This is a genomic window from Sinorhizobium sp. GQ132 (assembly GCF_059758575.1).
Map to the genome: position 1 here is coordinate 359,896 of NZ_JCAXDX010000003.1, position 23,710 is coordinate 383,605.

Below are 23,710 nucleotides of genomic sequence, written 5' to 3' on the forward strand. Positions count from 1 at the left end.
CGCACATGGCCGTTTCCACCCCTGCTCCCGTCGACCTTTCCGCGGCCCTGATGCTGACCCCGGCGTCGGCCGTCGAATGGCTCGTCGTTCTGCCCGTCGCCTGGTGTCTGGCCGTCGGCGCGCTCCTCGTGATGCTTCGTCGCTGGGCCGGCCTCCAGCCCGCAATAGCGCTTGCGAGCCTGGCCCTTCTGGTTTTGATCGACGTGGCGCTGCTCGATCACGTCGCAAGAAACGGGCCGACGACCATGGTGATGGGGCGCTGGCTGCCGCCGTTCGGCATCGCCTTCACGGTCGACCTGACCGGTGCGCTCTTTGCCCTGGTGGCGGCCTTGGTCGCTTTTGCGGCCGGCATCTTTTCGCTGGCCGATATCAACGACAGCGGCCGGCGCTATGGTTTCTATCCGCTGCTGATGCTGCTGATGGCCGGCGTTTCGGGAGCCTTCCTGACAGGGGATATCTTCAACCTCTATGTCTGGTTCGAGGTCCTGCTGATTTCCTCCTTCGGGCTTCTGGTCCTCGGCTCCGAGCGCGGGCAGATCGACGGGACGGTGAAGTACGGCTTTCTGAACCTGGTCGCAACAACGCTGTTCCTCGTCGCTACCGGCTTCCTCTACGCCGTGTTCGGCACGCTCAACATGGCCGACATCGCGCGCAAGGCCGACGAACTGCGCGTCAATGCGCCGTTGATGACTTTGGTCGGACTCTATGTTCTTGCCTTCGGCATGAAGGCGGCCGCGTTTCCCTTGAACTTCTGGTTGCCTGCTTCCTACCATACCCCTCGCGTCGTCGTGTCGGCGCTCTTTGCCGGCCTGCTCACCAAGGTCGGTATCTATGCGTTGATCCGGGTGACGGTCATGCTCTTCCCGATCGAAAGGGAGGAATTGAGCTTCGTACTGGCGCTCGTCGGTGCCCTGACGATGATGGTCGGCGTTCTCGGCGCGCTCGCGCAAACGGATTTCCGGCGCCTTCTCGGCTACCTCGTCGTTTCGGGCATAGGTTCGATGCTTGCAGGCATAGCCATCGGTGGACCGGGCGGCATTGGCGGCGCGATCTTCTACGCGCTCCATTCGATGCTGGTGATGACGGGCCTTTATTTCGCCTCCGGGATCGCAATGCGCCTCGGTGCAGACAGCTCGATCGCAACGCTTGCGGGCCTTTACCGCAAGCATGCGGGGTTTGCGGCGCTGACCCTGATGCTGTGCTTCGCCATTTCGGGGCTGCCGCCCTTTTCCGGCTTCTGGCCGAAGGTCATGCTGGTGAAGGCGGCCATCGATATCGGCGCCTGGTGGCTTGCCGCCGCGCTCCTTCTCGTCGGCTTCTTCACCATGATTGCGACCGGCCGCCTTTTCCTCCTGGCCTATTGGCGAGACAGCGCAATACCCGAGGCGGCCGCCGGCCCGGCCCCCCTGTCCGCGACGGCCCTGGGTCCGCTTGCAGCACTTACGCTTCTGGCGCTTGCGCTTGGCCTCTATCCCGAACCGCTGCTTGCGATGATCCAGAGCGCCGCAGCCGGTCTTGCAGAGCCGTCCGCTTACCTGAATTCAGTCTTTCCCGCAGGAGGTCCGCAATGAAATTCCTGCTGACCAACCTGGTCTTTACGCTTATCTGGGGGGCAATCAGCGCCAGCTTCACGCCCGCTAACCTCCTGCTGGGCTTCGCGGCCGGCGCCTTGTCGCTCTGGTTGATCCGGCGTGAGCTGCGCCCGGTGGCTTACCCGGTGAGACCGTTGCGGCTGCTGCTGCTCGCATTGTTGTTTTTCAAGGAGCTCGCGATTTCCGCAACGAAGGTCGCGCTTCTGGTTCTCCGCTCGAACATGGCGCTGAAGCCTGGCATTTTTGCCTATCCGCTCGCGCTCAGGACTGACTTCGAGATAACTCTGCTCGCCAATCTGATCACACTGACGCCGGGTACGCTGTCGGTGGATGTCTCCGAAGATCGCAAGACCCTCTACGTCCATGCGCTCGATTGCGCCGATCCGGGAGCTCTGCGGCGAGACATCGCCGGCGGCTTCGAACGTCGAATTCGGGAGGCCTTCGAACGATGACGCCCGCTGCAGTCCTGAGCGCGGCCTCCGGCGTGGCGCTCGTGCTTCTCTCTCTCGCGCTGCTGTTGACGGTGCTGCGCATCATTCGCGGGCCGACGCTTCCGGACCGGGTGCTGGGCCTCGATATGCTGGTGGCGATTGCGATTGGCCTGATCGCGGTGATCGCCGTGAGAACCGGCTTTTATCTCTACATCGATATCGCGATCGCCCTCGGGCTCGTCGGCTTTCTTGCGACGGTCGCTTTCGCCCGCTTCATCCTGGCGCGCGGTCTCTCGCCGGAGCGCGTGACGCCGGGCGCAACTGACCTGCCCCAGGCAAAGCCGTCGTCGACGCGCTCGCGCGCGGGACAGGCTGGGCGCCGCAAACGCAAGGGAGCGCGTTGATGGTTCTGCAAATCATCGCTTACCTCGTTGCACTGATCATGGTTGTCGGCGCCTGCTTCTCGCTGCTTGCCGCGGTTGGCCTCATCCGCTTCCCCGACCTTTACACCCGCATGCATGCGGCCTCGAAAGCCGGTACCGTCGGTTCGGGTCTGCTGCTCTTTGCGGCCGGGCTGCATTCGCTCGATGCCGCCGTCTTCGCGCGCGCACTGGCGGGATTTGGCTTCTTCGTGCTGACGGCACCGATCTCGGCCCATCTATTGGCAAAAGCCGCGCATCAAGCGGGCTACAGGATGACAAAACGATCGGTGATAGATCAGCTTCCCCATAAGGAAGAGCCGCGCGGGCATTGACGGGCAGCATTTCTGACTCTGTATTTGAGGACAATTTTGCCGAGCGTGACAATTTTAGCAACTCGGAATAAAGTTGCTGCATGCCGATAAATTTATGTTTGGACTTTTGGCAGATCAGTGTTAATGCAGTAAATGCAAAGTGTCGTCGTGGAAAATACTTAGAGATGAAATTCCAGCCTGAGTTGTGATGCTTGTCCGTTGCTTTGAGGTGTCGGCCGCTTTGGCGCCTTGGTGACGGTTCTTCCCTCTCGCAATTCGAGCCTTGATGTTGCGGCAGAACCGCAGTCTCCATTGCGAGATCGCGGTCGGTTCCGAGGCGGCAAGCGCTGATTGACGGCATTTTGTACATCCTCCCCCTGGAACTCTGTTTCAGGTTTCGTCGCTGGATTCCGATAGGAGAAAGAAATGACAGAGACTTCGCTCGGTGCGAGCAATGAACTCCTGGTTGAGCTTACGGCGGAGATCGTTGCCGCCTATGTAAGCAACCACGTGGTTCCGGTTGCCGAGCTGCCGACGCTCATAGCCGACGTGCATTCGGCTCTCAACAACACCACGGCTCCTGCACCGGTGGTCGTCCCGGTGGAAAAGCCGAAGCCCGCGGTTTCGGTCCGAAAGTCGGTGCAGGACGACCAGATCACATGTCTCGAATGCGGCGGCACCTTCAAGTCGTTGAAGCGGCATCTGATGACGCACCACAACCTTTCGCCGGAAGACTACCGAGACAAGTGGGATTTGCCTGCCGATTATCCGATGGTCGCGCCGGCCTACGCGGAAGCACGCTCGCGGCTCGCCAAGGAAATGGGTCTCGGACAGCGTCGGAAGCGCCGCGGCAAGTGATCCGGGCGGCCTCAAGGGGCCATCGGGAACGCGCGACGCCTGAGTTGTGTCATAAAGGCCGGCCGGTTCATTCAGGCCGGCTTTTTCAGGACGTTTAAGTATTTCATTGAAACACTGACACGCTGCCACCCGTTGAAGCTACGCGCTTCCGGACGAAAAACCGTTACACACTTGTCCTGGAAGTGCTCTGACGCTTCGCCGGTCAGGCAGGCAGGCGTCCTTCGGCTTCGCTCTTGATACGCCGGATCATCGAGCGCAGGCCGTTCGCACGTTGCGAGGAAAGATGTTCGATGAGGCCGATCTTGCCGAAGATGTCGAGAGCATCGGTTTTGGTAATTTCCGAAGCACGCTTGCCGGAGAAGATGGCGAGGACGATTGCCACGAGGCCGCGCACGATATGCGCATCCGATTCTCCCTCGAAGGTGAGAAGCGGGTCTTCAGCATCGCCGGTCGCATGGGTCACGAGCCAGACCTGGCTGGCACAGCCCTGCACCTTGTTCTCGCTCGTCCTCGAGGCCTCCGGCATCTCGGGCAGGTTTTTGCCAAGTTCGATCACATAGCGGTAGCGATCTTCCCATTCGTCGAGAAATGCAAAGTCGTCGATGATCTGGTCAAGTGAAGTCATGCTGTGTCCGGCTTTCGGCGCCCGCTCAGTACAGCAGTTTGCGTGAAACTGCTTCAACCGCATTTCGGGCGCATCGTTTCACCTTCATATAGGAGAGGCGGGCCGCAAAGAGAACAGGCAATCGCGTTTCCCCGCCTGTCAGGCCCGAACGATCAGACTTGCCTTCTACGCTGCAGGGCTTACTTCCCGGAAGCCGTACCGGGATCGAGGCGGTGTTCCGGAACCGGCATACGCTTGAAGGCTTGTTCGGCCTTCTCCGTCGCTTCCGCGGAAGGGATACTTTCTGCCGGTGCGACGGTACCGGTCATGACCTTGACGTCGGGAGCGGCGGCGTCGCCTTCGGCGAACTGGGTGTTGAGAAACTCATAGGCGATGCGAGCGCCTTCGCGGGCGCGATGTCCGAGGGCGACGAAAGTCTCCGCACCCTTCTCGCAGACGTCCGGCTTCTCTACGCAGATCGCGCTTATATATTGGAAGGCTTCGTTCGCGGCAGAGAATGTGCCGCCGATCTCCATTTTCGGACCGTGCTCGAGCTTCTCGCTGCTCGACGGATCGAGAAACGGCAGCAGCACCAGCACCAGCGAGAACCAGAACGTCGCCTTTACGAGAAACCACATCTTGCGCCATCCTCTTTTGCCTTCGGCTCCGGCCGTGGTGTTTACGCTTCGAAACTAGCGCGGGAATCACAAGGCCGCTTTTCCAGAAACAACGGTATTTGCTTCAAATTTTATCGAAATTCAGGAATCAGCATATTCGTGCAGACGCTTTTTCCTGCATTTCAGCGGTCGTCGTTAACGCTCGTGGCTGAGGTCTCGGCCCTAAGCCTCGCGTTCCCGGCATCGGATAGTGGCGATGCCTGCCCAAATCGTTAACGCGAGCCGAAAAATCCACGAAAATCCGCTGCTTACGCACCGTTAACCACATCTGACGATGCTCGCTCGGATTGCCTCAAATCGGGAACTTTCGACCGCCTCGGACGCCCTCGGAGAGCGGCCGTTTATTCTTTCATTAAGTCAGGGGTGCGAGATTCGGGTCATCACGAGGCGGTCGTCCGCGACAACGCGGAACGGTCCGGAAATGCCTCGCAAGAACGACAAATTCGGCAGGGCAAGGCGTGAGTTTATTGCGTGACATGGCTGGCAGATGGACATCCTTTGTGGATGAAGCGGCCGCACCCTGGCTGCCGCGCGGCGGCCTGGGCCCAGCAATTGCGCGTCACGACTTCAGACGCTTGCGTGCCGTCGCTGCCGTATCGCTGACCGCGCTGCCGATCGTGCCTCTCGCGCTGACCCTGGCATTGCCCGTATCCGCCGCCCTGCCGGCGGGAGCGGCGCTTTGGGCCTCGGCATCCCTGCTGGCCGCGGCTGCAGCCATTGCGAGCGGCCGCGATTTCCCGGCGGCGGGCGAGGTGGAACTCGCGCCTGCACCGGAACTGCCCGATCTCGATGCGGCATATAATCTCTTTGCGGGTTTGGTGACCGTCCACGATACCCGGGGCCACGTCCTGTCCGTCCACGGCCGCGATGCGAGTGAGTATCTGAAACTGATGCGCGATCCGCATGGGCGCGGCTTCATCGAGCAGATCCATGTGTCGGATCGCATCGCCTTCCTCAGAGCGATTGACTCGCTGCGCCTGGACAGCGAGCGCTCTGCCGTGGACATCCGTCTCGAGCGGACGTCGGCGGATGGCGCTCAATTCGCACATATCTACTGCGAGATGACGCCGATTCGAGACGCTGAAGGAAATCTCCTTGCGATTGTCGCCCAGTCTCGCGATGTTTCCGAAGAGGCCCGTTTGCAGGCAGAGGCGGCCGCCAAGGCAGCACATGCCGAGTCGGCCAACGATGCCAAAACGCGGTTCCTTGCCGCCGTCAGCCATGAATTGCGCACGCCGCTCAATGCCATCCTCGGCTTTTCGGACGTGCTTGCAGGCGAATATTTCGGCAAGCTCGAAAACGATCGCCAGCGCGAATACGTGTCGCTGATCCATCAATCCGGCACGCATCTTCTCTCGGTCGTCAACACGATGCTCGATATCAGCAAGATCGAAGCGGGCCGTTACGAGCTTCTCCTCGAACCGTTCCGTGTCGCCGAGGCGATCGCCGCCTGCGAGGCCATGCTGTCGCACCAGGCGCGCGAAAAAGGCGTGCGGCTGACGAGCCGCGTCACCCGTTCGGTCGGCGAGATCAATGCAGACCAGCGCGCCTTCCAGCAAATCCTCATCAATCTCATCGGCAACGCCATCAAGTTTACCGACCGCGGCGGGCTTGTCACGGTGGATGCCGCGCTTGAAGGCAACATGCTGAAGCTGACGGTCAGCGACACCGGGATCGGGATCGCAGCGGACAAGCTGCAAATGCTCGGCCAACCTTTCGTCCAGATTCAGAATGATTATACCCGCCGCTACGAGGGTACCGGACTCGGCCTCTCGCTGGTCAAGGGACTTGCTGAACTGCATGGCGGCGATTTTGCGATCCGCAGCGCCGAAGGGGAGGGTACCGTTATCGTCGTAACCATTCCCAGCGACGCCTCCGGCGCGGCAGAAAGGGAGTGCGCGGATGCGCCCGTCACAGTGGAGTTTCCGCCGCGATTGAGGCAGCACGCAGACGGAAAGAGCGAAATCGGAGTGCCGGCGCTCTCCGAGGCTTTCCACACCGGAGAAATTGACAGGGAAGGGGGACATGGCGCCGCGCAAGCGAAAACAGCCTGAGCGCAAGCGGGCGGCGCGGCGCGGAGCGGGTCTGGCCTTGCGCGGACTCGCTGTCGTCGGCCGTGGTCTGGTGCTCACCGGTCGCCTGATCTCTCGCCATCCGGTGAGCGCCGGCGGGTCGGCGATCTTTGCCGTCGTCTTCAGTTTCGTCGCCGCAAACGCCATGTGGTACCAGAACGGTACTCATCCCTCGCCGCTTCTGCGTACCCGCGTGCCCCTCGTCAGTCCCGAAGTGGCCGAGCGCCTTGCGGCTGCCAAAGGCGAGCCGGTCGAGCAGCGCGATGTTACCACCTTCGTCATAGAGCGGGAGGGGAACGCGAAACCCGGCGATGCGGCAACGGACGGATCCAACGAACGGCACGCGTCGCTTCCGGCGCAGGACTCACCGGATGCGCCCGGTAGCACGGTCTCGACGCTGGTTGCAGACATCCAGAAGGAACTGGCAAGGCTCGGCTTCTACGAAGGAGCGCCGGACGGCCGAAGCGGTCCGAAGACCTCGGCGGCGATCCTCCGCTTCGAAAAGCAGGCCGGCCGTATGGAGACGGGTGCGCCGAGTGACGATCTGCTTCGGGCACTGCGCAACGCCGGCGGTTCCCCGCCGGCAGTTGCGACGCCCGCCAACCGGCCCTATGCCGACCCGAAGACTGTTCCGGCCGAGGCGGATCCGGTTGCCGCTGCCATCCGCAGCGCCGAGAAGGAAAACGCGCTCAGCTCGCGCACGGAGGTCCCCGTATCGAGCGAAATGGTGATGAACATCCAGAAGGGGCTGAGCAATCTCGCCTATGCAGATGTCGTCGTCGATGGCGTTGCCGGCGATCAGACGCGCGCCGCCATCCGCCATTTCGAAAAACACTATCGTCTTCCTCAGACCGGAGAGCCCAACCCCAAGGTTCTCAAGAAGCTTAAGGAAATCGGAGCGCTCTGACGGCCAGAGCAAGAGGAGCAGTTGCGCACCACTGCCGGTCGACCGCTCCGTTTGCATCTCGCCGGTGGCGCGTGTATCAGCTGTGCATGCGCCTGAAGTCCCACATTTTCGTCTCCTCGCTTCTGCGGAACGCCTTTGGACGCGGCGGGTATGCGGCTGTGTTGCGCAAGGGAGCGGAGGATGCCGGCGCGATCTTCATCCGGCAGCGCGGACGATCGGGCTACGAGACGCTTTATGCGCCGGCGCCGCAGAATTTCTTCGATGAGGAAGGAGACACGTCGCGCCGCTTCGAGGTGCGATTGCGTGGCGCCGAGGCCGACGCGGTCGAACGGGCGCTTTCCTCGGAAATCCGCTTCGACCCGGACTGCTGGATCGTAGAGTTGGAACTCGACGACTGCAGCGATCTGTTCGATCTGGTTTAGGGCCTTCGAGATTCGGGATACCCGCCGCGGTTTGCTCGATCTCCTCATTCCTGTGCTCGTCACAGGAATCCAGCTAGCCCAAGTCGTTGGGCTGAAAGAACTCTTCCCGCGCCACGTAGCAATTTGAACTGCTGCATGTCGTTGTTCTTTGATCGGCTACGATCAACGGATTTAGAACTGGCCGAAGCCTCGCTTTGGTTGGGCGGCCTTGCCCTGACGCGCAATCGGTTGCGCGTCGTACCGGCGCGGGTCCGCGGCTCGATTATCCGCAAGCAGGGTCTCATGCCGTCCTGGCTTCGCCCCGTTTGCGTCGGCGCGAAGCCAGGACGCCACCCGTTCGCCGCTCGCCTGCCGGTCGAGACTTCCGATCAGCGCTTCGGCGCGGTTGCCGCCGCCGATTCTTTCGGAAAGATGGGGATAGAGCGCCTCGAGCACGCGGCTTTCCTCGTCCGCCGGAAAGGCGAGAGCTGCAAGCGTCGCGGCGAGCTGCTGGCCGGAAACATCGAGCAATATCCGGTCGGTGAGTGCGCGGCTTGCTCCGAGCGCGTCTGCCAGGGCCGTGGAGAAGAGGGTCGCTTCGCCGTTGCGCGCAAAACGGACGAGCAGCGCGCAATGCAGCTCGCTGATGGGTTGGATCGACGGGGTGGCGTTCTTCTCCTGTGATCCGACGCGCGCCAGCGCCTTGATTTCCGCGCGCAGCTTTTCTTCGCGATCGGCGGCTGCGGCAGCCGGCTGCGAATCGCTCCCCACCGGGCGCCTGGCGCCGTCGTGAAGGCGTGCGGGGAGGGGAGCGGACTGATGATGCTCGACCAGCGCGTCGATCACCGAAGGCGAAAGGCTCTCCCGACGGGCAATGGCGTTCGCATGGCCCGGCCCTTGCTGGCGAATGATGGAAATGAGCACGCCGTCGGAAATCGCTGTCGCACGGGCGAGGAAGGCGGCGGCGATCGAAATGGGCATGCTGCCGATCAGCAGGGCCACCGGCTCAGGCACGTGGGGGCATTGGGATAGTGCCGCCGCCGCCTGTCGGCGGGCCTCGTTGCTGGAGCCGAGGAAGAGTGGCTCGAACAGCTCGGCAAACTGCTTCATGTCGGACCTGCTTGGAATCCGAAGGCTCTCGAAGCCGGTGACGGTCGCCATCAGCACGACGTCCTTCAACCGCCCCGTCTGCGGCCGTTCCAACTCACGAAACCGGTTTGTCACGACATATCCTAAAACGCAAAGCATGACGGCATTCCGATGGCTCGGAACGACACACGTGTCTAAAACTAGATCGAAATCGTTAGCGCAGGATTAACTATGGACGTTGGGGCTTTATTCAGGCTTGCGTCATTCTGGTGACGAGCCGCCCCGGCAGCAGAAGCCGCTTTCCTCAGCCATAAAAAGTCCACAAGCGCCCCTATTTGATCCGATTGACGGCAAACGCCGGAAGCGAGTCGGGCTGCGGCCTCTCATGTGGGAGTTGATCTGTGAAGAAAATATTCTTGCGGGCAGCGGCTGCCTTTGCGCTGCTGCTCATGCCCGCGGCCGCATCGGCGGCCGAAGGTTTTGCCACTGCCAATGTCAATATGCGCTCGGGACCGAGTACATATTATCCGGCTGTAACGGTCATTCCCGTCGGCGAATCGGTGGAAATTCACGGCTGCCTGTCGGAAAGCCCCTGGTGCGACGTTTCCTTCTATGGCGGACGGGGATGGGTGGCGGGCCGATACGTGCAGGCCGCCTATCGCAGCCGCCGGGTCTATGTGGAGCCGGAATACTATCGGCCGCTCGGCATTCCGACGGTCGTCTTCCAGTTCGATAGCTATTGGGATCGGAACTACCGCGGCCGGGATTTCTATCGCCATCGCGACCGCTGGAGGCATGACCGCGATTGGGATCGCGAGCGTGAACGCAACCGGCGGGAATGGGATCGCCGCCAGGTGCGGGAACGCCGAGACTGGGAGCGTGACCGGGAAAGAGAGCGGCGCGAATGGGAATCGGAGCGCGGCCGTGACGATGACCGCTGGCGGCGGGGGATCGAGGGCGCTGACCGGGAACAGTCGCGCCGCGAGCGCCGTTACCACGGGCAGAGGACCATCGCGGAATGCGACGGCGGGGATTTTCGCTGCGAACCGTAGGCGCGGCGATTTGGCCGCTTCACTCCAGGGTCGGCGGCGATCGTCGCCGCCCTTCCTGCAGCCGCTGGTTCTTGCGTCGTCCTCCATGGGAACCAATCCGGCCTCGACGCGTTGAAATCGCGCAAAGGGTGATACCGGAATGGCAAGGAGCGGAGAGATGGCGGAGAAGAATCTGGCGGCAGTCGGCGCAGAGACGGGTGCCCAAACGCGGGCGTCAGGCGCACAGGCCGAATTGGAATCCCAGGTCCAGGAACTGAAGGCAGAGATCGCCCGGCTGACGGAGACCGTTTCGGCCATCGGCACCGGAGCCAAGGCGGTCGTGCAGGGGGAAGCGGAACTGATGACGCAGCGCGTCCGGGAGCGCGTTCGGGAAGAGCCGATTTCGACATTGCTGACGGTCGCGGGTGTAGCTTTCCTTTTCGGTTTAATCGCAAGGCGCTGACGGACGGATTGCCGGATTTGCAAATCCCCCAGGATTGAGGATTGCGCGAGGTTAATGCGTCATGGTCTGGATTAACAAACGGTTAACCAGGCTGTGGCTCAATCGGCACAAGGCGGCTATTATCGCCTCGCCTCTTATGCCGAAACGGACGACATCCGGGTGACCGGAAGAAGGAGTGACTGAGAAGGGCGCGTCTGTCCGGGCACCGGAAAATGCGTCAGCCCGAAAACGGGCAGGGTGAAATCTGTACGGTAGTTCATCCGTCTCGTGAGACTATGGAGACGAGCATGGCAGACGTAATCAGAATGCAGGACCGGATCGTCAAACGCCCTCGACGGCGTCCTGTCGGGAAGGGCGGCGCCAAGGTGTTGTTCTTCACGGGGATCCGTTACGAAAGGCTGGACGGCCGCGGACCGCAGCCAACTGCCCCGGCTGGCCGCCAGGCCAAGAAGCAGTAAACCCGCGGGCGAAGCGCCGGCAGCGCCCGCCGGGGCGGTGCGCTCGTTCGCCGCCCGACTTCGACCACTTCGATTTCAGTTTGCCCCAAATCGCCGTTACCTTCGCCGCTACCGCTGGAAGGGCTCGCACCTCGACTCCGCAAGGAATGTGCGGACCAGGTCCTCGAAGCTGTCGAGAGGTGCCAGGGCTCGAAGAACTGCGTAACCTTCCTCGTCCTTCATCTCGATCATGATCGATTGCGCCAGCGCTTCGGGCGGCGACTTGCGCAGCTCGACGAGCTGGATCGGTGTGGCGACCACGAGATCGAGATCGCCATGGACGGCTGTCTGGTCGTTCATGCTGAAGACCTCGTTCGACCCGCTGTCGAAGATCGCAAGCGACCAGAAGGGCACGTCGCCGCGCCCGACGAAGCGAGCCGGAGCATCCGCCACCGAGAAGCTGCAGACGGCCGTACGCAGGAAGGGGTCGGCGTTGTTCAGGCCTGTCGGCCCCGGTTCGGCCGTCAGCGGAAAGAAGCTGTCCATTTCGAGCAGGCCGAGCACGCGCGTATAGGCATCGCGGCCGGTGAACTGGGGTAGGGCGAGCACGATCACGATATGAAGAAGCGCCGCTCCGACGAGACCGACGAGACTGGCGAAGATGATGCTACGCATGCCCGCACCCGGTTTTTACGATCTTCGGCATTGCTAGGTCGATCAAGCCGGAGGAGCCTGCCGTCGGCGTGTCCAGAAGGGTCAGCACGAGCGCGAAGCTGCCCGTCCGGGGTATCGCCAGCCAGTTGTCGGGCTGGGCCACCGGGGAAACGTGGATGACGAAGCGGCTGTCCTCGGCGCGCAGGACGGTCCAGGAATTGATTGCGGAGGGCAGTTCCGGTCCCGGCCGTAGCGCGGTCCCGTCCGCCGCCGCAGCATAAAGGGTCCAGAACCGCGCCGGCGGCGTCATACCCGAGATGTCATAGGAGCAGGCGGCTGAGAGGCGCGCGCCGGTATCGTCCGTGAGCGCGGTAAAGGCCAGTCCCTCGGCGCCGCCATAGAGCAATTCGCCGGCCCGGGCGCGGTGCGCCTTGGCATAGGGATCGGCGGAGACGGTCTGCGCTTCGGGAAAAGCGATCCAGGGACCGATCGCGATCGAGCCGAAACCGACGGTCGCCTTCAGCGCCCATACGGCCGTCCCGATTCCGCCGCCGAACGCGACGATGAGGGCAAGAGCGACAAGGAGGGGAACTCGAAACAAGTGGCGGCTCTATCGAATGTTGCGTCGTTTACCCTGTCGGCGCTCGTAGGGGCGCCGCTCGGCCTGTTCGCCAGAGAACGGATTTCTGACTGCAAAGTCAATTGTTTGTCGTGCCGGGCATGGTCCGCATGTTCACGCCGCGATCCGTCGGCTCGAGCACGGCCACCTTGCCGCCGGGCCTTTCGCGCGCCTTGAGCGGTTGGGCTTTCTCGAATGTGTCGCCGATCTTTTTCAAGAGCCGGGTTACGTCCGCGGATAGCGACCGCGGCCGCACGAGCGGCGGCAGGGCGTTCTCGTCCGGCTTCGCAGTTTCGGCGACCCGCTCCTTCGCCGGTTTGGCGGGCGCGATTTCGATGCCCGGAATCGCGCGGTGCTCGATCCCCTGTTCGGCATAGTCCATCAGCCGCTTGAAGGTCATCGCCGGGAGAGAGCCGCCGGTCATTTCATCGGTGGAGGTATAGTCGTCATTGCCGAACCAGACGGCCGTGGTGTAGTCGCCGGTGAAGCCGACGAACCATGCGTCGCGATAAGCCTGTGTCGTTCCGGTCTTGCCGCCGGTGACGATCCCGTTGTCGAGGGCTGCGCGCCGCGCCGTGCCGATGACCGGGATCTGCGTCAGGATGCGGTTCATCGACGAGACCGCCTGTTCGCTCAGAACCCTGCGCGGCGGCGGCGCGTCGCGCCCGAAGTCGTAGAGAATGTCGCCGTCATAGTTGAGAATCTGGCTGATGCCGTGGCGTTGCGACTGGAACCCGCCCGCCGGAAAGACCGCATAGGCCGTCGCCTGATCGAGCACGGTCACTTCGGAGGTGCCGAGCGGCATGGTCTTGTCGGTGCGAACCGGGGTCTCGACGCCCATTCTCTTGGCGGTCTCGGCAATGATTTCGGTACCGAGCTTGTCCTTGGCGAGGCGGACCGGAATAGTGTTGATCGATCTCGCGAGCGCGTTCATCATCGTTACCCGGCCGGCATATTTGCGGCCGTAGTTCTGCGGCGACCAGCCGCGCCAGGTGATTGGCGCGTCCACCACGATGGTTTCCGGTGTCATGCCCTTTTCCATCGCGGCAGCGTAGGTATAGACCTTGAAGGACGACCCCGGCTGGCGCAGCGCGCGCGTGGCGCGATTGAATTGGCTTTCGCCGTAGTCGCGGCCGCCCACCATCGCCCGCACCGCGCCGCCATGCTCGACCATGACGAGAGCGCCCTGCTTGACCTTGTAGCTCTCGCCATATTGCCTGAGGCCCGATTCGACCGCTTCCTCGGCTGCTTGCTGCAGCCCCATGTCGATCGTCGTGCGCACGATCAGCGAATGCTGCGCGAAGGGAGCGGCAATGCGCTGGACCTCTTCGAAGGCCCAGTCGAGGAAGAAATCCGGTGCCTTGACCTGGGCACGATCGACCACCGAGGCTGGGGTCAGGCGGGCGGCGATGACCTGTCCTTCCGTCATCAGCCCGCCCTGTACGAGATTGCTCAGGACCTCGTTGGCGCGGGCACGAGCCGCCGGCAGGTTTACATGGGGGGCATAGCGCGCCGGCGCCTTGAAGAGACCGGCGAGCATCGCCGACTCGGCAAGATTGACGTCGGTAATCGCCTTGCCGAAATAGAACTGCGCCGCCGCTGCCGCGCCGAAGGTGCCGCCGCCCATATAGGCGCGGTCGAGATAGAGGCGGAGGATTTCCTTTTTCGACAGGTTGGATTCGAGCCAGACGGCAAGAAAGGCTTCCTTGATCTTGCGCTCGATCGTCCTCTCGTTCGAGAGGAAAAGGTTCTTGGCCAGTTGCTGCGTCAGTGTCGAGCCGCCTTGAACGACCCCGCCGGCGCGAGCGTTCTCCGTCATGGCGCGCGCGAGCCCGAGAAAATCTATGCCCCAATGGTCGAAGAAGCGCCTGTCTTCCGTGGCGAGGACCGCCTTTATGAGGTGATCGGGCAGCTCGTCGATCGGGACGGAATCCTCGTGGATGATACCCCGGTGGCCGATCTCGTTGCCGTAGCGGTCAAGAAAGGTGACCGCGAAATCGCTTTGCGCCCGCCAGTTGCCCTTGGTTTCCTCGAAAGCGGGAAGGGCGAGCGCCAGCATCAGCACCGAGCCCGCCGCGCCGAGGGTCATTCCCTCGCCGAGCACTTCGAAGAACGCTCTTTTCCAGCCGCGCACGCGAAAACGGCGGAAAAAGATGGTGGTGTCCTCCCACCACTCGCCGAGCCGGAATCCTGCACTCCATACGGTCGAATCGATCCAGGAATCGATCCGAAGAAAGATGTGTCGCCTTTTCGGCCGGTTGTCCTCTTTCCTCGGTTCCTGCACGGCTTTCATGTCCCGAAGGTTCTGCCTCATGACGATATTTGCACGGGGCGGCAATCCAATCTACTTGCATATCGCGCAACCCGCCTTAAAAAACCGGCAATTTTCTGCGAAGTTTCCATGTTGGATCGAATTTTACGAAAGTGTGACTTTATGGGCGAAATGCCTTTCTGGAAGACGAAAGGTCTCGAGGAGATGACCGGCGCGGAGTGGGAGAGTCTCTGCGATGGTTGCGGGCTCTGTTGTCTCAACAAGCTCGAGGATTGGGACAGTTCCGAGATCGCCTGGACTTCGATCCGCTGCACCCTGCTGGACGGCGAAAGCTGTCGCTGCAAGGACTACGACAATCGCCAGGCAACCGTCCCAGACTGCATTCAGTTGACGCCGAAAGCGGTGCGCGAAATCAGCTGGCTGCCGCCGACCTGCGGCTACCGTCTGGTCGCCGAAGGCAGAGATCTCTACTGGTGGCACCCGCTCGTCTCCGGCGATCCGGAGACGGTGCATGCGGCCGGCATATCCGTGCGCGGACGCACCGTCGCGGAGGACGGCATCGACATCGAAGATTATGAAGATTATCTCGTGACCTGGCCGCTGGAGGTGGGCAGGGAGCCGGCCGATTAGGGCACGCCTCAGAGTGCTGCAGCGACTATGCGTACTGTCGCCGTCAGTGCCGGCCGTTTTTGCTGACGAGGCTTCTCGGCGCGACGTTGCGCCATGCGGTTTCCATGGACTGGCGAACGAGTTCGTCGTCGGCACCGACGAAATAGAATGATGTCCAGCCGCGTGCGCCCCAGCCGCCGGGAACGGCGGCGCAGACGCCGGGCTCCATTTCCAGAAGCATTCGCTGCTGGTCCGGCGTGAACTTGAATACGGCGCGACCGGCTTCCGGCAGGGTCATGAAAATCCGGTTGCCCACACGGAAATCCCGTGCACCGAAATGGGCATTTTCCTGGGTTCCCGGAAGGCTCAGGGCCAGCTTTTCGATTTCTTCGGACAGCATGGAAGGAGAGTAGCACGGAATTGCCGATTGGCAAAAAACCGGCGGCGCCGGGCCGCCGGGGCAATTCACTCTGCAGGGGGAACGGTCTTCTGTGCAGCCTCGCCGACCGTGCGCATTTCGCGCCACTCGTTCTCGAACCGCTCGAGCAGCGACTGCGGGATTCTGGATTGCGGTGATACCGGCGGCTTGTTCGCGAGTGTCTTCATCCGGTCCTCCTTTGGGCGAGACTGTTGGACTGGGCGGACGATTCCACAGGATAAAGACTTTGTAAATCAGCGGTTTAAAGCATTTAAACGATTGAAAAAAATTTAAATCGATTAATTTCTCACCTGATCCACAGAAAGGTGGCAGCAGTCTCATTGATACGCGCGCCGAGCTATCCGAAAGATTTGTTCGCCAACCTCTGCAATCTGTGGTCGATCCCCGTGACAGAGGTCAGACAACCGCCGGACGCGAGTCCGCGGATCCTCAAGGCCGACATTCATTTGCCATTCAGCCTGTATCGGTTAATGATTCCGGCATAGTGCTTCCCAAGTCGAAAGTGCGTTCATGTCTTCAGCATTGACCATAGCCGCGCTCGCCGCAGGCCTCGCAGGCTTTTCTCCGCCTGCCGTCAACATGCCTGCGGTTGTCGTCCGCGTGGCTGGCGATTGCAGCGCGGCCGCCGCGCAGGTGGTTGCCCAGACGGGTGGCGAGCTGCTTTCTGCCCAGCCAACCGGCGATGGGCAGTGCGTGGTGACGGTGCTCATCCCGGGAAACGGGGGGCGCCCCAAGAAAGTCACGGTGAAAGTGCCTATGTAAGCTTTTTCGGGGTACCCGAAGGCAAGGGAAGTGGACGAGAATGCGCATTCTGATCGTCGAGGACGATACCAATCTGAACAGGCAGCTGGCCGACGCTCTCAAGGAGGCCGGTTATGTCGTCGACCAGGCTTATGACGGCGAAGAGGGCCACTATTTGGGCGATGCGGAGCCCTATGATGCGGTAATTCTCGATATAGGCCTTCCGGAGATGGACGGCATTACCGTTCTCGAGAAGTGGCGCGCAGACGGCAAGACCATGCCGGTGCTGATCCTGACCGCCCGCGATCGATGGAGCGACAAGGTCGCCGGCATCGATGCCGGCGCGGACGATTATGTGGCGAAGCCTTTCCACGTAGAGGAGGTGCTGGCCCGCATCCGTGCGTTGATCCGGCGGGCCGCCGGGCACGCAAGCTCCGAGATCGTCTGCGGCCCCGTCCGTCTCGACACCAAGGGTTCCAAGGCGACCGTCGCAGGTGTGGCGCTGAAGCTCACATCGCACGAGTTCCGTCTGCTTTCCTACCTCATGCACCATATGGGACAGGTGGTTTCCCGCACCGAGCTGGTCGAACACATGTATGATCAGGACTTCGATCGCGATTCCAACACGATCGAGGTTTTCATCGGCCGGCTCCGCAAGAAGATCGGCAATGATCTGATCGAAACGGTGCGCGGCCTCGGATATCGCATGCAAGCACCCGGCAATGGCCATTAGATCGCTCACGGCGCGCGTTCTGGCGGTTTCGACCGTCTGGGCCGTCGTTGCCCTCGTGGTGATCGGGGTGGTCATCTCCGCCCTTTATCGGCAGGGCTCCGAGCGCGGCTTTCAGGACCTGCTGCGGGCGCAGCTCTACAACGTCATCAACTCCATCTCTGTCGACGAGAAGGCCGCGCTCTCCGGGAGCCCGCAGCTTGGCGACCTACGCTTTTCCCAGCCGCAGACGGGCTGGTATTGGATCGTCGAGCCGATCGGCGAATTCGACACGCCGCCGCTGATATCGACCTCGCTCGGCACGGCGAAACTGCCGATCGTCAGCGTCGACGAGGTCCCCTTCGATATCCGCTACGAGCGGTTCTACACCACCACGGATCCGTTCGGAAACGCGGTGGAGGTGGCCGAAACCGAGGTCGTTCTCGACATTCAGGGCCACGCCGCCCGCTTCCGCGTCGCAGGCAATCGCGATGTCCTCGAGGCCGACATAGATCGCTTCACGCGCAACCTCACGATCGCCCTGTCCATTTTCGGCCTTGGCGGCCTTGGCGTTAACGCGCTCACGATCCTGTTCGGCCTGAAGCCGCTCGACCAGGTACGCCGCTCGCTCGAAAAGATCCGCACGGGGGAAAGCGAACGGCTGGATGGCGCGTTCCCGCGGGAGATCCAACCCCTTGCCAACGAGGTGAATGCGCTGATCGACAGCAATCGGCGTATCGTCGAACGCGCGCGCATGCAGGTCGGCAATCTGGCCCACTCGCTCAAGACGCCGATCGCCGTGCTGCTCAACGAGGCGAGAGTGCTGGAGGTGCCGCACGGCGAGCTGGTCAGGGCCCAGGCGGACGCCATGCAGACACAGGTGCAGTCCTATCTCAGCCGCGCCAGGATTGCCGCCCAGCGCGGGTCGGTTCTGGCGCGGACCGAAGCCCAGCCGGCACTGGAAAGAATCATGCGGGTGATGCGGCGGCTCAACCCGGACAAGCAATTCAGCCTCTCCATCAATCCGCCCGGACTGGTGCTGGCGATGGAACAGCAGGACGTCGAGGAAACGGTCGGCAACTTGCTGGAAAACGCCGCCCGTTACGCGCAGGATAGGATTTCGCTGAATGTTGAGCCGGCCCCCGAAGATGCGCGCGAAAGGGAGCCGGGCCGCCAGTGGATCGTGCTCCAGATCGACGACGACGGACCGGGGCTCGACCCCGATCAGATCGCGTTGGCGATGAAACGCGGCAAGCGGCTCGACGAGAGCAAGCCCGGAACCGGGCTCGGTCTTTCGATCGTAAGCGAAATCGTGGGTGAATATCAGGGAAGTGTGGAGCTCAGCCGTCGCGATGTTGGAGGGTTGCGGGCTACCCTCGTACTGCCGGCCGCGGTCTGAGCGCCGGTCGGATACGACTGATGCGGGACGATCGTGATCCGGCGGTCACACCCGGGCCTGAAAATGCCGGCGCTGACGGCAGGCGGTTGCCTCCATCCGCAGGTGGTGCAAAAAGAACCCGACCGGAGCCAGCCGTTTCGATGGATATTCCCGAGGCGCGACTGGCGACCGACAAGAGGAATGAGTAGCGCGTATCATGAGGAATTACGCAGAAATGACGCGAGCTTTCGCGTCACGCGGTAGGATCGCGGTGGTGGCTTCGGGTGTAGCCCTCGCCGGCTGTGGCACGACCTCGTCCGGTCAGGGTGGGGCGGTTGGCGGACTCGGAGCAGCGTCCACCCGCGTTGCATCGTCCGCCACCTATATCGAAGCCCTGCAGGGTGGCGTCGTTTCGCGTCTCGGCGGCGTCGAGCTCGGCACGTCGGATCGGCAGCGGGCGCTCGAGGCCGAGTATCGCGCCCTCGAAGCCGCGCCGGGCGGGCAGCCCGTCGCCTGGCAAGGGCGGGGTGTCAGCGGCTCGGTCGTCGCTGCCGCACCCTATCAGGTCGGGTCGCAGAATTGCCGTCAGTACAGCCATACGGTGACCATCAAGAGCCAACAGACCACGGCACGCGGCGCCGCCTGTCGCAACAGCGATGGAAGCTGGACGCCGCTCACCTGAGCGGCACCGCCCTCGAATATCGCGAACCGTGGAAGGTGTTGAATCGCGGGGGCTGCTTTGGGCGAGCGGATTCTTCTTGCGCGGCGGCATTCTTGCGGCGAAACGCCTCAAATATACGTCATTGCCGGTTTTCGAGTTGGAATGACATAGCCCTCATAGTATTCCCCAAGCATGTTGTTCTGGATCCTCGTCGCCATTCTGACGGCGGCTGTCGCAGCCGTGCTTCTTCTGCCGCTCATGCGGGCGGTAGAACCGCTGCCGTCTCGCCATAGTCACGACATCGAAGTCTATCGCGATCAGCTCGGCGAGTTGGCGCGGGACCGGGAGGCCGGTCTGATCGGAAGCGATGAGGCCGAGCTGGCCAGGGCCGAGATCGCCCGCCGCATGCTGGCCGCCAGTGCCGCGGATCAGGCTGTGGCGGAGCGCACGCCGAAGCGGCTTCTATCCAACCGCCTGGCGCAAGCTTTCATTTTCCTCTGTCTTCCGGCCGTCGGCCTTTGTCTCTATTTGACGACCGGCAGCCCCGGTGTGCCGGCACAGCCGCTCGCGGCTCGCCTTGCCGACCCCGGCGACGACGTCAACATCCTGATCGCGAAGGCCGAAAACCACCTGGCCCTCAATCCGCAGGACGGGGCCGGCTGGGATCTGCTGGCGCCGATCTACATGCGCCATGGCCGCGTGGACGACGCCGTCGCCGCCTACGACCGCGCGATCCGCCTGCTCGGGCCAACCCCGGCAAGAATGGGCGGCTACGCCGAGGCTCTTGTGGCGCAGGCCGGCGGCCTGGTCACATCCGAGGCGCAGAACGCGCTGCAAAAGGCGCTGGCGCTCGACCCCGACGATCCGCGCTCCGCATTCTACCTCGCACTCGGCCTGAAGCAGGAGGGCAAGCACACCGATGCGCTCGCCGCCTTCCGCAAGCTCGCGGAGCGCTCACCGGCCGATGCGCCCTGGCTGTCTCTGGTGAACCAGCATATGGCGGAGCTCGCCGCCGCCCCGGCCGGTCCAGGCCCTGCCGCGCCCGGAAATCCGGCTCCCGGCGATATTGCCGCCGCAGAGGAAATGAATGCCGGCGACCGGCAGGCGATGATCCGCGGCATGGTCGACAGCCTGGCAAGCCGCCTGAAGGAGGATCCGGCCAACCTGGAGGGGTGGATGCGCCTGATCCGTTCCTATGTGGTGCTCGACCAAAGGGACAGGGCGAAAGATGCGTTGCATGACGGGCTGAGAGCCTTCCCGGAAACGGGCGAGCAGGGAAAGCAGTTGCTGGCCTTGGCCCGGGAACTAGGGATCGACGCGGGCGGAGAGGCTGAATGACACGCAAGCAGAAAAGGTTGGCGATAATCGGCGGCGGCGTGGCATTTCTGACGGCCGCGGTGCTGCTCGTCATGTTCGCCTTCAGCCAGGCGGTCGCCTATTTCTACGTTCCGGGCGACCTTGAGAAGGCCGGCGTCGCGCCGGGGACGCGCATCCGCCTCGGCGGGCTTGTCGAGGCGGGCTCCGTAAAGCGCGGCGAGGGAAGGACCATCACATTCACGGTGACGGACACGCTTGCGACCGTTCCGGTGACCTATACGGGCATCCTGCCCGACCTCTTCCGCGAGGGCCAGGGCGTGGTGGCCGAGGGAGCCTTCGTCGGCGGCAGCCCGGTTTTCGTTGCCGACACCGTCCTCGCAAAGCATGATGAGACATACATGCCGAAGGATGTCGCCGACCGCCTCAAAGCGCAGGGCGTCACGCTCGGCGGGGAGGAAAACATCCGATGATCATCGAACTCGGGCACTATGCACTGGTCCTGGCGCTCGCGACCGCTATCATCCAGGGCGTCTTGCCGGTCCTGGGAGTGCGGCGCGGCGACCCTTCCTTGATGGGCCTGGCAGCAAACGCGGCGCTCGTCTGCTTCCTGCTGGTGGCATTCTCCTTCGCGGTGCTGACATTCGCCTATGTGACATCGGATTTCTCGGTCAAGAACGTCTGGGAGAACTCGCATTCCCTCAAACCGCTGATCTACAAGATCACCGGGGTCTGGGGAAACCATGAAGGCTCGATGCTTCTCTGGCTGCTGATTCTCGTTTTCTTTTCCGCGATGGTGGCGCTCTTCGGCCGAAACCTGCCGGAGACGTTGAAGGCGAACGTGCTTGCGGTGCAGGCCTGGATCGCGACGGCCTTCGCGCTCTTCGTCCTGCTGACCTCCAATCCCTTCGCGCGGCTCGTGCCGGCACCGGGCGAGGGCAGGGACCTCAACCCCGTGCTGCAGGATATCGGGCTCGCGATCCACCCGCCCTTGCTCTATCTCGGCTATGTCGGCTTTTCCGTATGCTTCTCCTTCGCGGTCGCCGCCCTCATCGAGGGGCGGATCGACGCGGCCTGGGCGCGATGGGTGCGGCCGTGGACACTCGCCGCCTGGACCTTTCTTACCGCCGGCATCGCCATGGGCTCCTATTGGGCCTATTACGAGCTGGGCTGGGGCGGCTGGTGGTTCTGGGACCCGGTCGAAAACGCCTCTTTCATGCCTTGGCTTGCCGGAACGGCACTTCTGCACTCGGCCCTGGTCATGGAGAAGCGAGAGGCGCTGAAGATCTGGACCGTGCTGCTGGCGATCATGACCTTTTCGCTGTCGCTGCTCGGCACGTTCCTGGTGCGCTCCGGCGTGTTGACATCCGTCCATGCCTTCGCCACCGACCCGACCCGCGGCGTCTTCATTCTCGCCATTCTGGTCGTCTTCATCGGCGGTGCGTTTTCGCTCTTTGCCTTCCGTGCCTCCCATCTCAAGGCCGGGGGAATTTTCGCGCCGGTTTCGCGCGAGGGTGCGCTCGTCGTCAACAACCTGATCCTGACGACGGCCACGGCGACGGTGCTGACCGGCACGCTGTATCCGCTGGTACTCGAAGCGCTGACCGGCGACAAGATTTCGGTCGGCGCGCCGTTCTTCAACATGACGTTCGGTCTGCTGATGCTGCCGCTCATCGCCGTCGTTCCCTTCGGTCCGCTGCTTGCCTGGAAGCGCGGCGACCTTGCCGGTGCGGCGCAACGTCTGTTTGTGGCTGCCGCCCTGGGCCTGCTCGCCGCCGCGATCTGCTATTACGCGCTGCACGGCGGCCCGGTCCTGGCTCCCTTCGGCCTCGGCCTCGGCGTCTACCTGATCCTGGGAGCGCTTACCGATCTGGTTCTGCGCTCCGGTCTCGGCAAAGTGGCGGCGGGCGTCGCCTGGAGACGGCTTTCGGGATTGCCGCGCTCGGCTTTCGGCACGGCGCTCGCCCATATCGGGCTCGGAATCACCCTGATCGGGATAGTCACGGTCACGGCTTTCGAAACGGAAACGGTCGTCGAGATGAAGCCCGGCGCGGTGGTCGACGTCGGACGCTACAGCCTGCGCTTCGACGGCATGCGTGAAGGGCGCGGGCCGAACTATACCGAGGATGCCGGCCATTTCACCATCAGCCGGGGCGGCGTCGCGGTCAGCGATATCTGGTCGTCGAAACGGCTTTATTCCGCGCGCCGCATGCCGACGACGGAAGCCGGGATCCGGACCTTCGGCCTCAGTCAGCTCTATGTTTCGCTGGGCGACGACATGGCGGATGGCGGCATCGTCGTCCGCATCTGGTGGAAGCCGCTGATTCTCTGCATCTGGGGCGGCGCGCTCGTGATGATGGCCGGCGGCATCGTCTCGCTCAGCGATCGGCGCCTTCGCGTGGGCGCACCGGCGCGTGCCAGAAAGGCGTTGGCGATGGGAGCTGCCGAATGATCAGGCGGCTGCTGCTCGCGCTCTTCCTTCTCCTTGCCTCGGTCGTCCCGAGCCTTGCCGTCAATCCTGACGAGGTGCTCGCAGATCCGGCGCTAGAGGCGCGTGCCCGTGCGATTTCCGCCCAGCTTCGCTGCATGGTCTGCCAGAACCAGTCGATCGACGACTCCAATGCCGAACTCGCCAAGGACCTGCGGCTGCTCGTGCGCGAGCGGCTGAAGAACGGCGATTCCGACGAAGCCGTGATCTCCTACGTCGTCTCGCGCTATGGCGAATTCGTTCTTTTGAATCCCCGCTTCGAGGCCAAGACGCTCGTGCTGTGGGGCATGCCCGCCATCCTTCTCGTGGCCGGCATCGTCACCCTCGTCCTGGCGGCGCGGCGCCGCGCCGCGCGGATTCCCGGCGCACCCCTTTCCGCCGAGGAAAAGGAAGCGCTGGATAAGCTCCTGCGGCCCTGATCTCGAGCGGGATTCCCGGCGTTGCGGCGCACGATCCGGCGCAGGGACTCCGGCAGCTTGCCGGGCCGAGCGGAACATTACCAAAAATTCATCTGCCGGACAGAACTCAGTA

28 protein-coding genes are annotated in these 23,710 nt (G+C 62.9%); 20 read left to right on the forward strand and 8 right to left on the reverse strand.

The annotated features are described in order from the left end of the window. Positions 1–5: 5 nt before the first annotated feature. The 5 genes from AC6CIG_RS10005 (at position 6) to mucR (ending at position 3,614) form a co-directional block, all read left to right on the forward strand. The gene (locus tag AC6CIG_RS10005; RefSeq protein ID WP_018094536.1) at positions 6–1,571 is read left to right on the forward strand and encodes a Na+/H+ antiporter subunit D; all 1,566 of its coding nucleotides are present in this window, start codon (positions 6–8) and stop codon (positions 1,569–1,571) included. After that, on the forward strand, positions 1,568–2,044 hold the full coding sequence (locus tag AC6CIG_RS10010; protein WP_018094537.1) for a Na+/H+ antiporter subunit E: 477 nt from the start codon (positions 1,568–1,570) through the stop codon (positions 2,042–2,044). Before AC6CIG_RS10005 ends, AC6CIG_RS10010 begins: the two co-directional genes overlap by 4 nt. Then, on the forward strand, positions 2,041–2,427 hold the full coding sequence (locus AC6CIG_RS10015; RefSeq protein WP_127712281.1) for a cation:proton antiporter: 387 nt from the start codon (positions 2,041–2,043) through the stop codon (positions 2,425–2,427). The genes AC6CIG_RS10010 and AC6CIG_RS10015 overlap by 4 nt, the downstream gene beginning before the upstream one ends. Next, positions 2,427–2,777 carry a monovalent cation/H(+) antiporter subunit G gene (gene mnhG / locus AC6CIG_RS10020; protein WP_018094539.1) on the forward strand — a complete coding sequence of 117 codons (351 nt, stop codon included), beginning with the start codon at positions 2,427–2,429 and terminating at the stop codon, positions 2,775–2,777. Before AC6CIG_RS10015 ends, mnhG begins: the two co-directional genes overlap by 1 nt. 405 nt (positions 2,778–3,182) lie before the next feature. Further along, positions 3,183–3,614, forward strand: coding sequence for an exopolysaccharide biosynthesis transcriptional regulator MucR (gene mucR / locus AC6CIG_RS10025; protein WP_018094540.1), 432 nt, complete (start codon positions 3,183–3,185; stop codon positions 3,612–3,614). Between the two features lie 202 nt (positions 3,615–3,816). Here the strand turns inward: mucR and AC6CIG_RS10030 are convergent, their stop codons facing one another. Both AC6CIG_RS10030 and AC6CIG_RS10035 read right to left on the reverse strand, forming a co-directional pair. Continuing rightward, positions 3,817–4,239, reverse strand: coding sequence for a SufE family protein (locus AC6CIG_RS10030; RefSeq protein ID WP_437408384.1), 423 nt, complete (start codon positions 4,237–4,239; stop codon positions 3,817–3,819). A gap of 179 nt (positions 4,240–4,418) precedes the next feature. Continuing rightward, positions 4,419–4,856, reverse strand: coding sequence for a DUF5330 domain-containing protein (locus tag AC6CIG_RS10035; RefSeq protein WP_437408385.1), 438 nt, complete (start codon positions 4,854–4,856; stop codon positions 4,419–4,421). A gap of 515 nt (positions 4,857–5,371) precedes the next feature. Between AC6CIG_RS10035 and AC6CIG_RS10040 the strand changes: the two genes are divergently transcribed. The 3 genes from AC6CIG_RS10040 (at position 5,372) to AC6CIG_RS10050 (ending at position 8,296) form a co-directional block, all read left to right on the forward strand. Continuing rightward, positions 5,372–6,949 (forward strand): sensor histidine kinase, encoded by a 1,578-nt coding sequence (locus AC6CIG_RS10040; RefSeq protein ID WP_437411640.1) that lies wholly within the window; start codon positions 5,372–5,374, stop codon positions 6,947–6,949. Continuing rightward, complete coding sequence (locus tag AC6CIG_RS10045) at positions 6,921–7,874, forward strand: peptidoglycan-binding domain-containing protein (protein WP_437408387.1); 954 nt, start codon at positions 6,921–6,923, stop codon at positions 7,872–7,874. The genes AC6CIG_RS10040 and AC6CIG_RS10045 overlap by 29 nt, the downstream gene beginning before the upstream one ends. Before the next feature lie 86 nt (positions 7,875–7,960). Then, a complete protein-coding gene (locus AC6CIG_RS10050) occupies positions 7,961–8,296 on the forward strand; it encodes a DUF1491 family protein (RefSeq protein ID WP_018094545.1) in 336 nt (111 codons plus the stop codon). A 171-nt stretch (positions 8,297–8,467) separates the two neighbouring features. Here the strand turns inward: AC6CIG_RS10050 and AC6CIG_RS10055 are convergent, their stop codons facing one another. Continuing rightward, a complete protein-coding gene (locus AC6CIG_RS10055) occupies positions 8,468–9,523 on the reverse strand; it encodes a DUF2336 domain-containing protein (RefSeq protein WP_437408388.1) in 1,056 nt (351 codons plus the stop codon). Positions 9,524–9,765: 242 nt separating this feature from the next. Between AC6CIG_RS10055 and AC6CIG_RS10060 the strand changes: the two genes are divergently transcribed. From AC6CIG_RS10060 to AC6CIG_RS10070, 3 genes are all read left to right on the forward strand, one after another. Next, positions 9,766–10,416 carry an SH3 domain-containing protein gene (locus AC6CIG_RS10060; RefSeq protein ID WP_437408389.1) on the forward strand — a complete coding sequence of 217 codons (651 nt, stop codon included), beginning with the start codon at positions 9,766–9,768 and terminating at the stop codon, positions 10,414–10,416. A gap of 157 nt (positions 10,417–10,573) precedes the next feature. After that, a complete protein-coding gene (locus tag AC6CIG_RS10065) occupies positions 10,574–10,858 on the forward strand; it encodes a hypothetical protein (protein ID WP_018094548.1) in 285 nt (94 codons plus the stop codon). Between the two features lie 287 nt (positions 10,859–11,145). Further along, the gene (locus AC6CIG_RS10070; RefSeq protein ID WP_013844138.1) at positions 11,146–11,316 is read left to right on the forward strand and encodes a hypothetical protein; all 171 of its coding nucleotides are present in this window, start codon (positions 11,146–11,148) and stop codon (positions 11,314–11,316) included. Between the two features lie 108 nt (positions 11,317–11,424). Here the strand turns inward: AC6CIG_RS10070 and AC6CIG_RS10075 are convergent, their stop codons facing one another. From AC6CIG_RS10075 to AC6CIG_RS10085, 3 genes are all read right to left on the reverse strand, one after another. Continuing rightward, positions 11,425–11,970 (reverse strand): DUF1254 domain-containing protein, encoded by a 546-nt coding sequence (locus AC6CIG_RS10075; RefSeq protein WP_437411641.1) that lies wholly within the window; start codon positions 11,968–11,970, stop codon positions 11,425–11,427. Further along, positions 11,963–12,550, reverse strand: coding sequence for a DUF1214 domain-containing protein (locus tag AC6CIG_RS10080; RefSeq protein ID WP_018094550.1), 588 nt, complete (start codon positions 12,548–12,550; stop codon positions 11,963–11,965). The genes AC6CIG_RS10075 and AC6CIG_RS10080 overlap by 8 nt, the downstream gene beginning before the upstream one ends. Positions 12,551–12,647: 97 nt before the next feature. After that, a complete protein-coding gene (locus AC6CIG_RS10085; RefSeq protein ID WP_127712286.1) occupies positions 12,648–14,882 on the reverse strand; it encodes a transglycosylase domain-containing protein in 2,235 nt (744 codons plus the stop codon). Positions 14,883–15,002: 120 nt separating this feature from the next. Here AC6CIG_RS10085 and AC6CIG_RS10090 point away from each other — a divergent pair, with 120 nt between their 5' ends. Then, positions 15,003–15,470, forward strand: a complete 468-nt coding sequence (locus AC6CIG_RS10090) for a YcgN family cysteine cluster protein (protein WP_003527370.1) — start codon at positions 15,003–15,005, stop codon at positions 15,468–15,470. 43 nt (positions 15,471–15,513) lie between these two features. On the opposite strand, the gene AC6CIG_RS10095 is transcribed toward AC6CIG_RS10090, so the two are convergent. Then, positions 15,514–15,849, reverse strand: a complete 336-nt coding sequence (locus AC6CIG_RS10095) for an MmcQ/YjbR family DNA-binding protein (protein WP_018094552.1) — start codon at positions 15,847–15,849, stop codon at positions 15,514–15,516. Between the two features lie 65 nt (positions 15,850–15,914). Beyond that, positions 15,915–16,055: a hypothetical protein gene (locus tag AC6CIG_RS10100; protein WP_003527368.1), complete on the reverse strand. Its 141-nt coding sequence runs from the start codon at positions 16,053–16,055 to the stop codon at positions 15,915–15,917. 343 nt (positions 16,056–16,398) lie between these two features. Between AC6CIG_RS10100 and feuN the strand changes: the two genes are divergently transcribed. The 8 genes from feuN to AC6CIG_RS10140 all read left to right on the forward strand — a co-directional run bounded on the left by feuN (position 16,399) and on the right by AC6CIG_RS10140 (position 23,598). Then, a complete protein-coding gene (gene feuN, locus AC6CIG_RS10105) occupies positions 16,399–16,650 on the forward strand; it encodes a two-component system FeuPQ modulator FeuN (RefSeq protein ID WP_003527365.1) in 252 nt (83 codons plus the stop codon). Positions 16,651–16,690: 40 nt separating this feature from the next. Further along, the gene (gene feuP / locus AC6CIG_RS10110) at positions 16,691–17,362 is read left to right on the forward strand and encodes a two-component system response regulator FeuP (protein ID WP_003527364.1); all 672 of its coding nucleotides are present in this window, start codon (positions 16,691–16,693) and stop codon (positions 17,360–17,362) included. Next, positions 17,352–18,737: a two-component system sensor histidine kinase FeuQ gene (gene feuQ, locus AC6CIG_RS10115; RefSeq protein WP_127712287.1), complete on the forward strand. Its 1,386-nt coding sequence runs from the start codon at positions 17,352–17,354 to the stop codon at positions 18,735–18,737. The genes feuP and feuQ overlap by 11 nt, the downstream gene beginning before the upstream one ends. Before the next feature lie 214 nt (positions 18,738–18,951). Beyond that, positions 18,952–19,398: an RT0821/Lpp0805 family surface protein gene (locus AC6CIG_RS10120; RefSeq protein ID WP_437408391.1), complete on the forward strand. Its 447-nt coding sequence runs from the start codon at positions 18,952–18,954 to the stop codon at positions 19,396–19,398. 171 nt (positions 19,399–19,569) lie between these two features. Next, positions 19,570–20,715 (forward strand): c-type cytochrome biogenesis protein CcmI, encoded by a 1,146-nt coding sequence (ccmI, locus tag AC6CIG_RS10125; RefSeq protein ID WP_437408392.1) that lies wholly within the window; start codon positions 19,570–19,572, stop codon positions 20,713–20,715. Then, the gene (gene ccmE / locus AC6CIG_RS10130; RefSeq protein WP_018094557.1) at positions 20,712–21,164 is read left to right on the forward strand and encodes a cytochrome c maturation protein CcmE; all 453 of its coding nucleotides are present in this window, start codon (positions 20,712–20,714) and stop codon (positions 21,162–21,164) included. The genes ccmI and ccmE overlap by 4 nt, the downstream gene beginning before the upstream one ends. Continuing rightward, entirely contained in the window at positions 21,161–23,143 is a 1,983-nt protein-coding gene (locus AC6CIG_RS10135; RefSeq protein ID WP_437408393.1) for a heme lyase CcmF/NrfE family subunit, read from the forward strand. The genes ccmE and AC6CIG_RS10135 overlap by 4 nt, the downstream gene beginning before the upstream one ends. Next, the gene (locus AC6CIG_RS10140) at positions 23,143–23,598 is read left to right on the forward strand and encodes a cytochrome c-type biogenesis protein (protein ID WP_026168565.1); all 456 of its coding nucleotides are present in this window, start codon (positions 23,143–23,145) and stop codon (positions 23,596–23,598) included. Before AC6CIG_RS10135 ends, AC6CIG_RS10140 begins: the two co-directional genes overlap by 1 nt. The last annotated feature ends 112 nt before the right edge of the window (positions 23,599–23,710 follow it).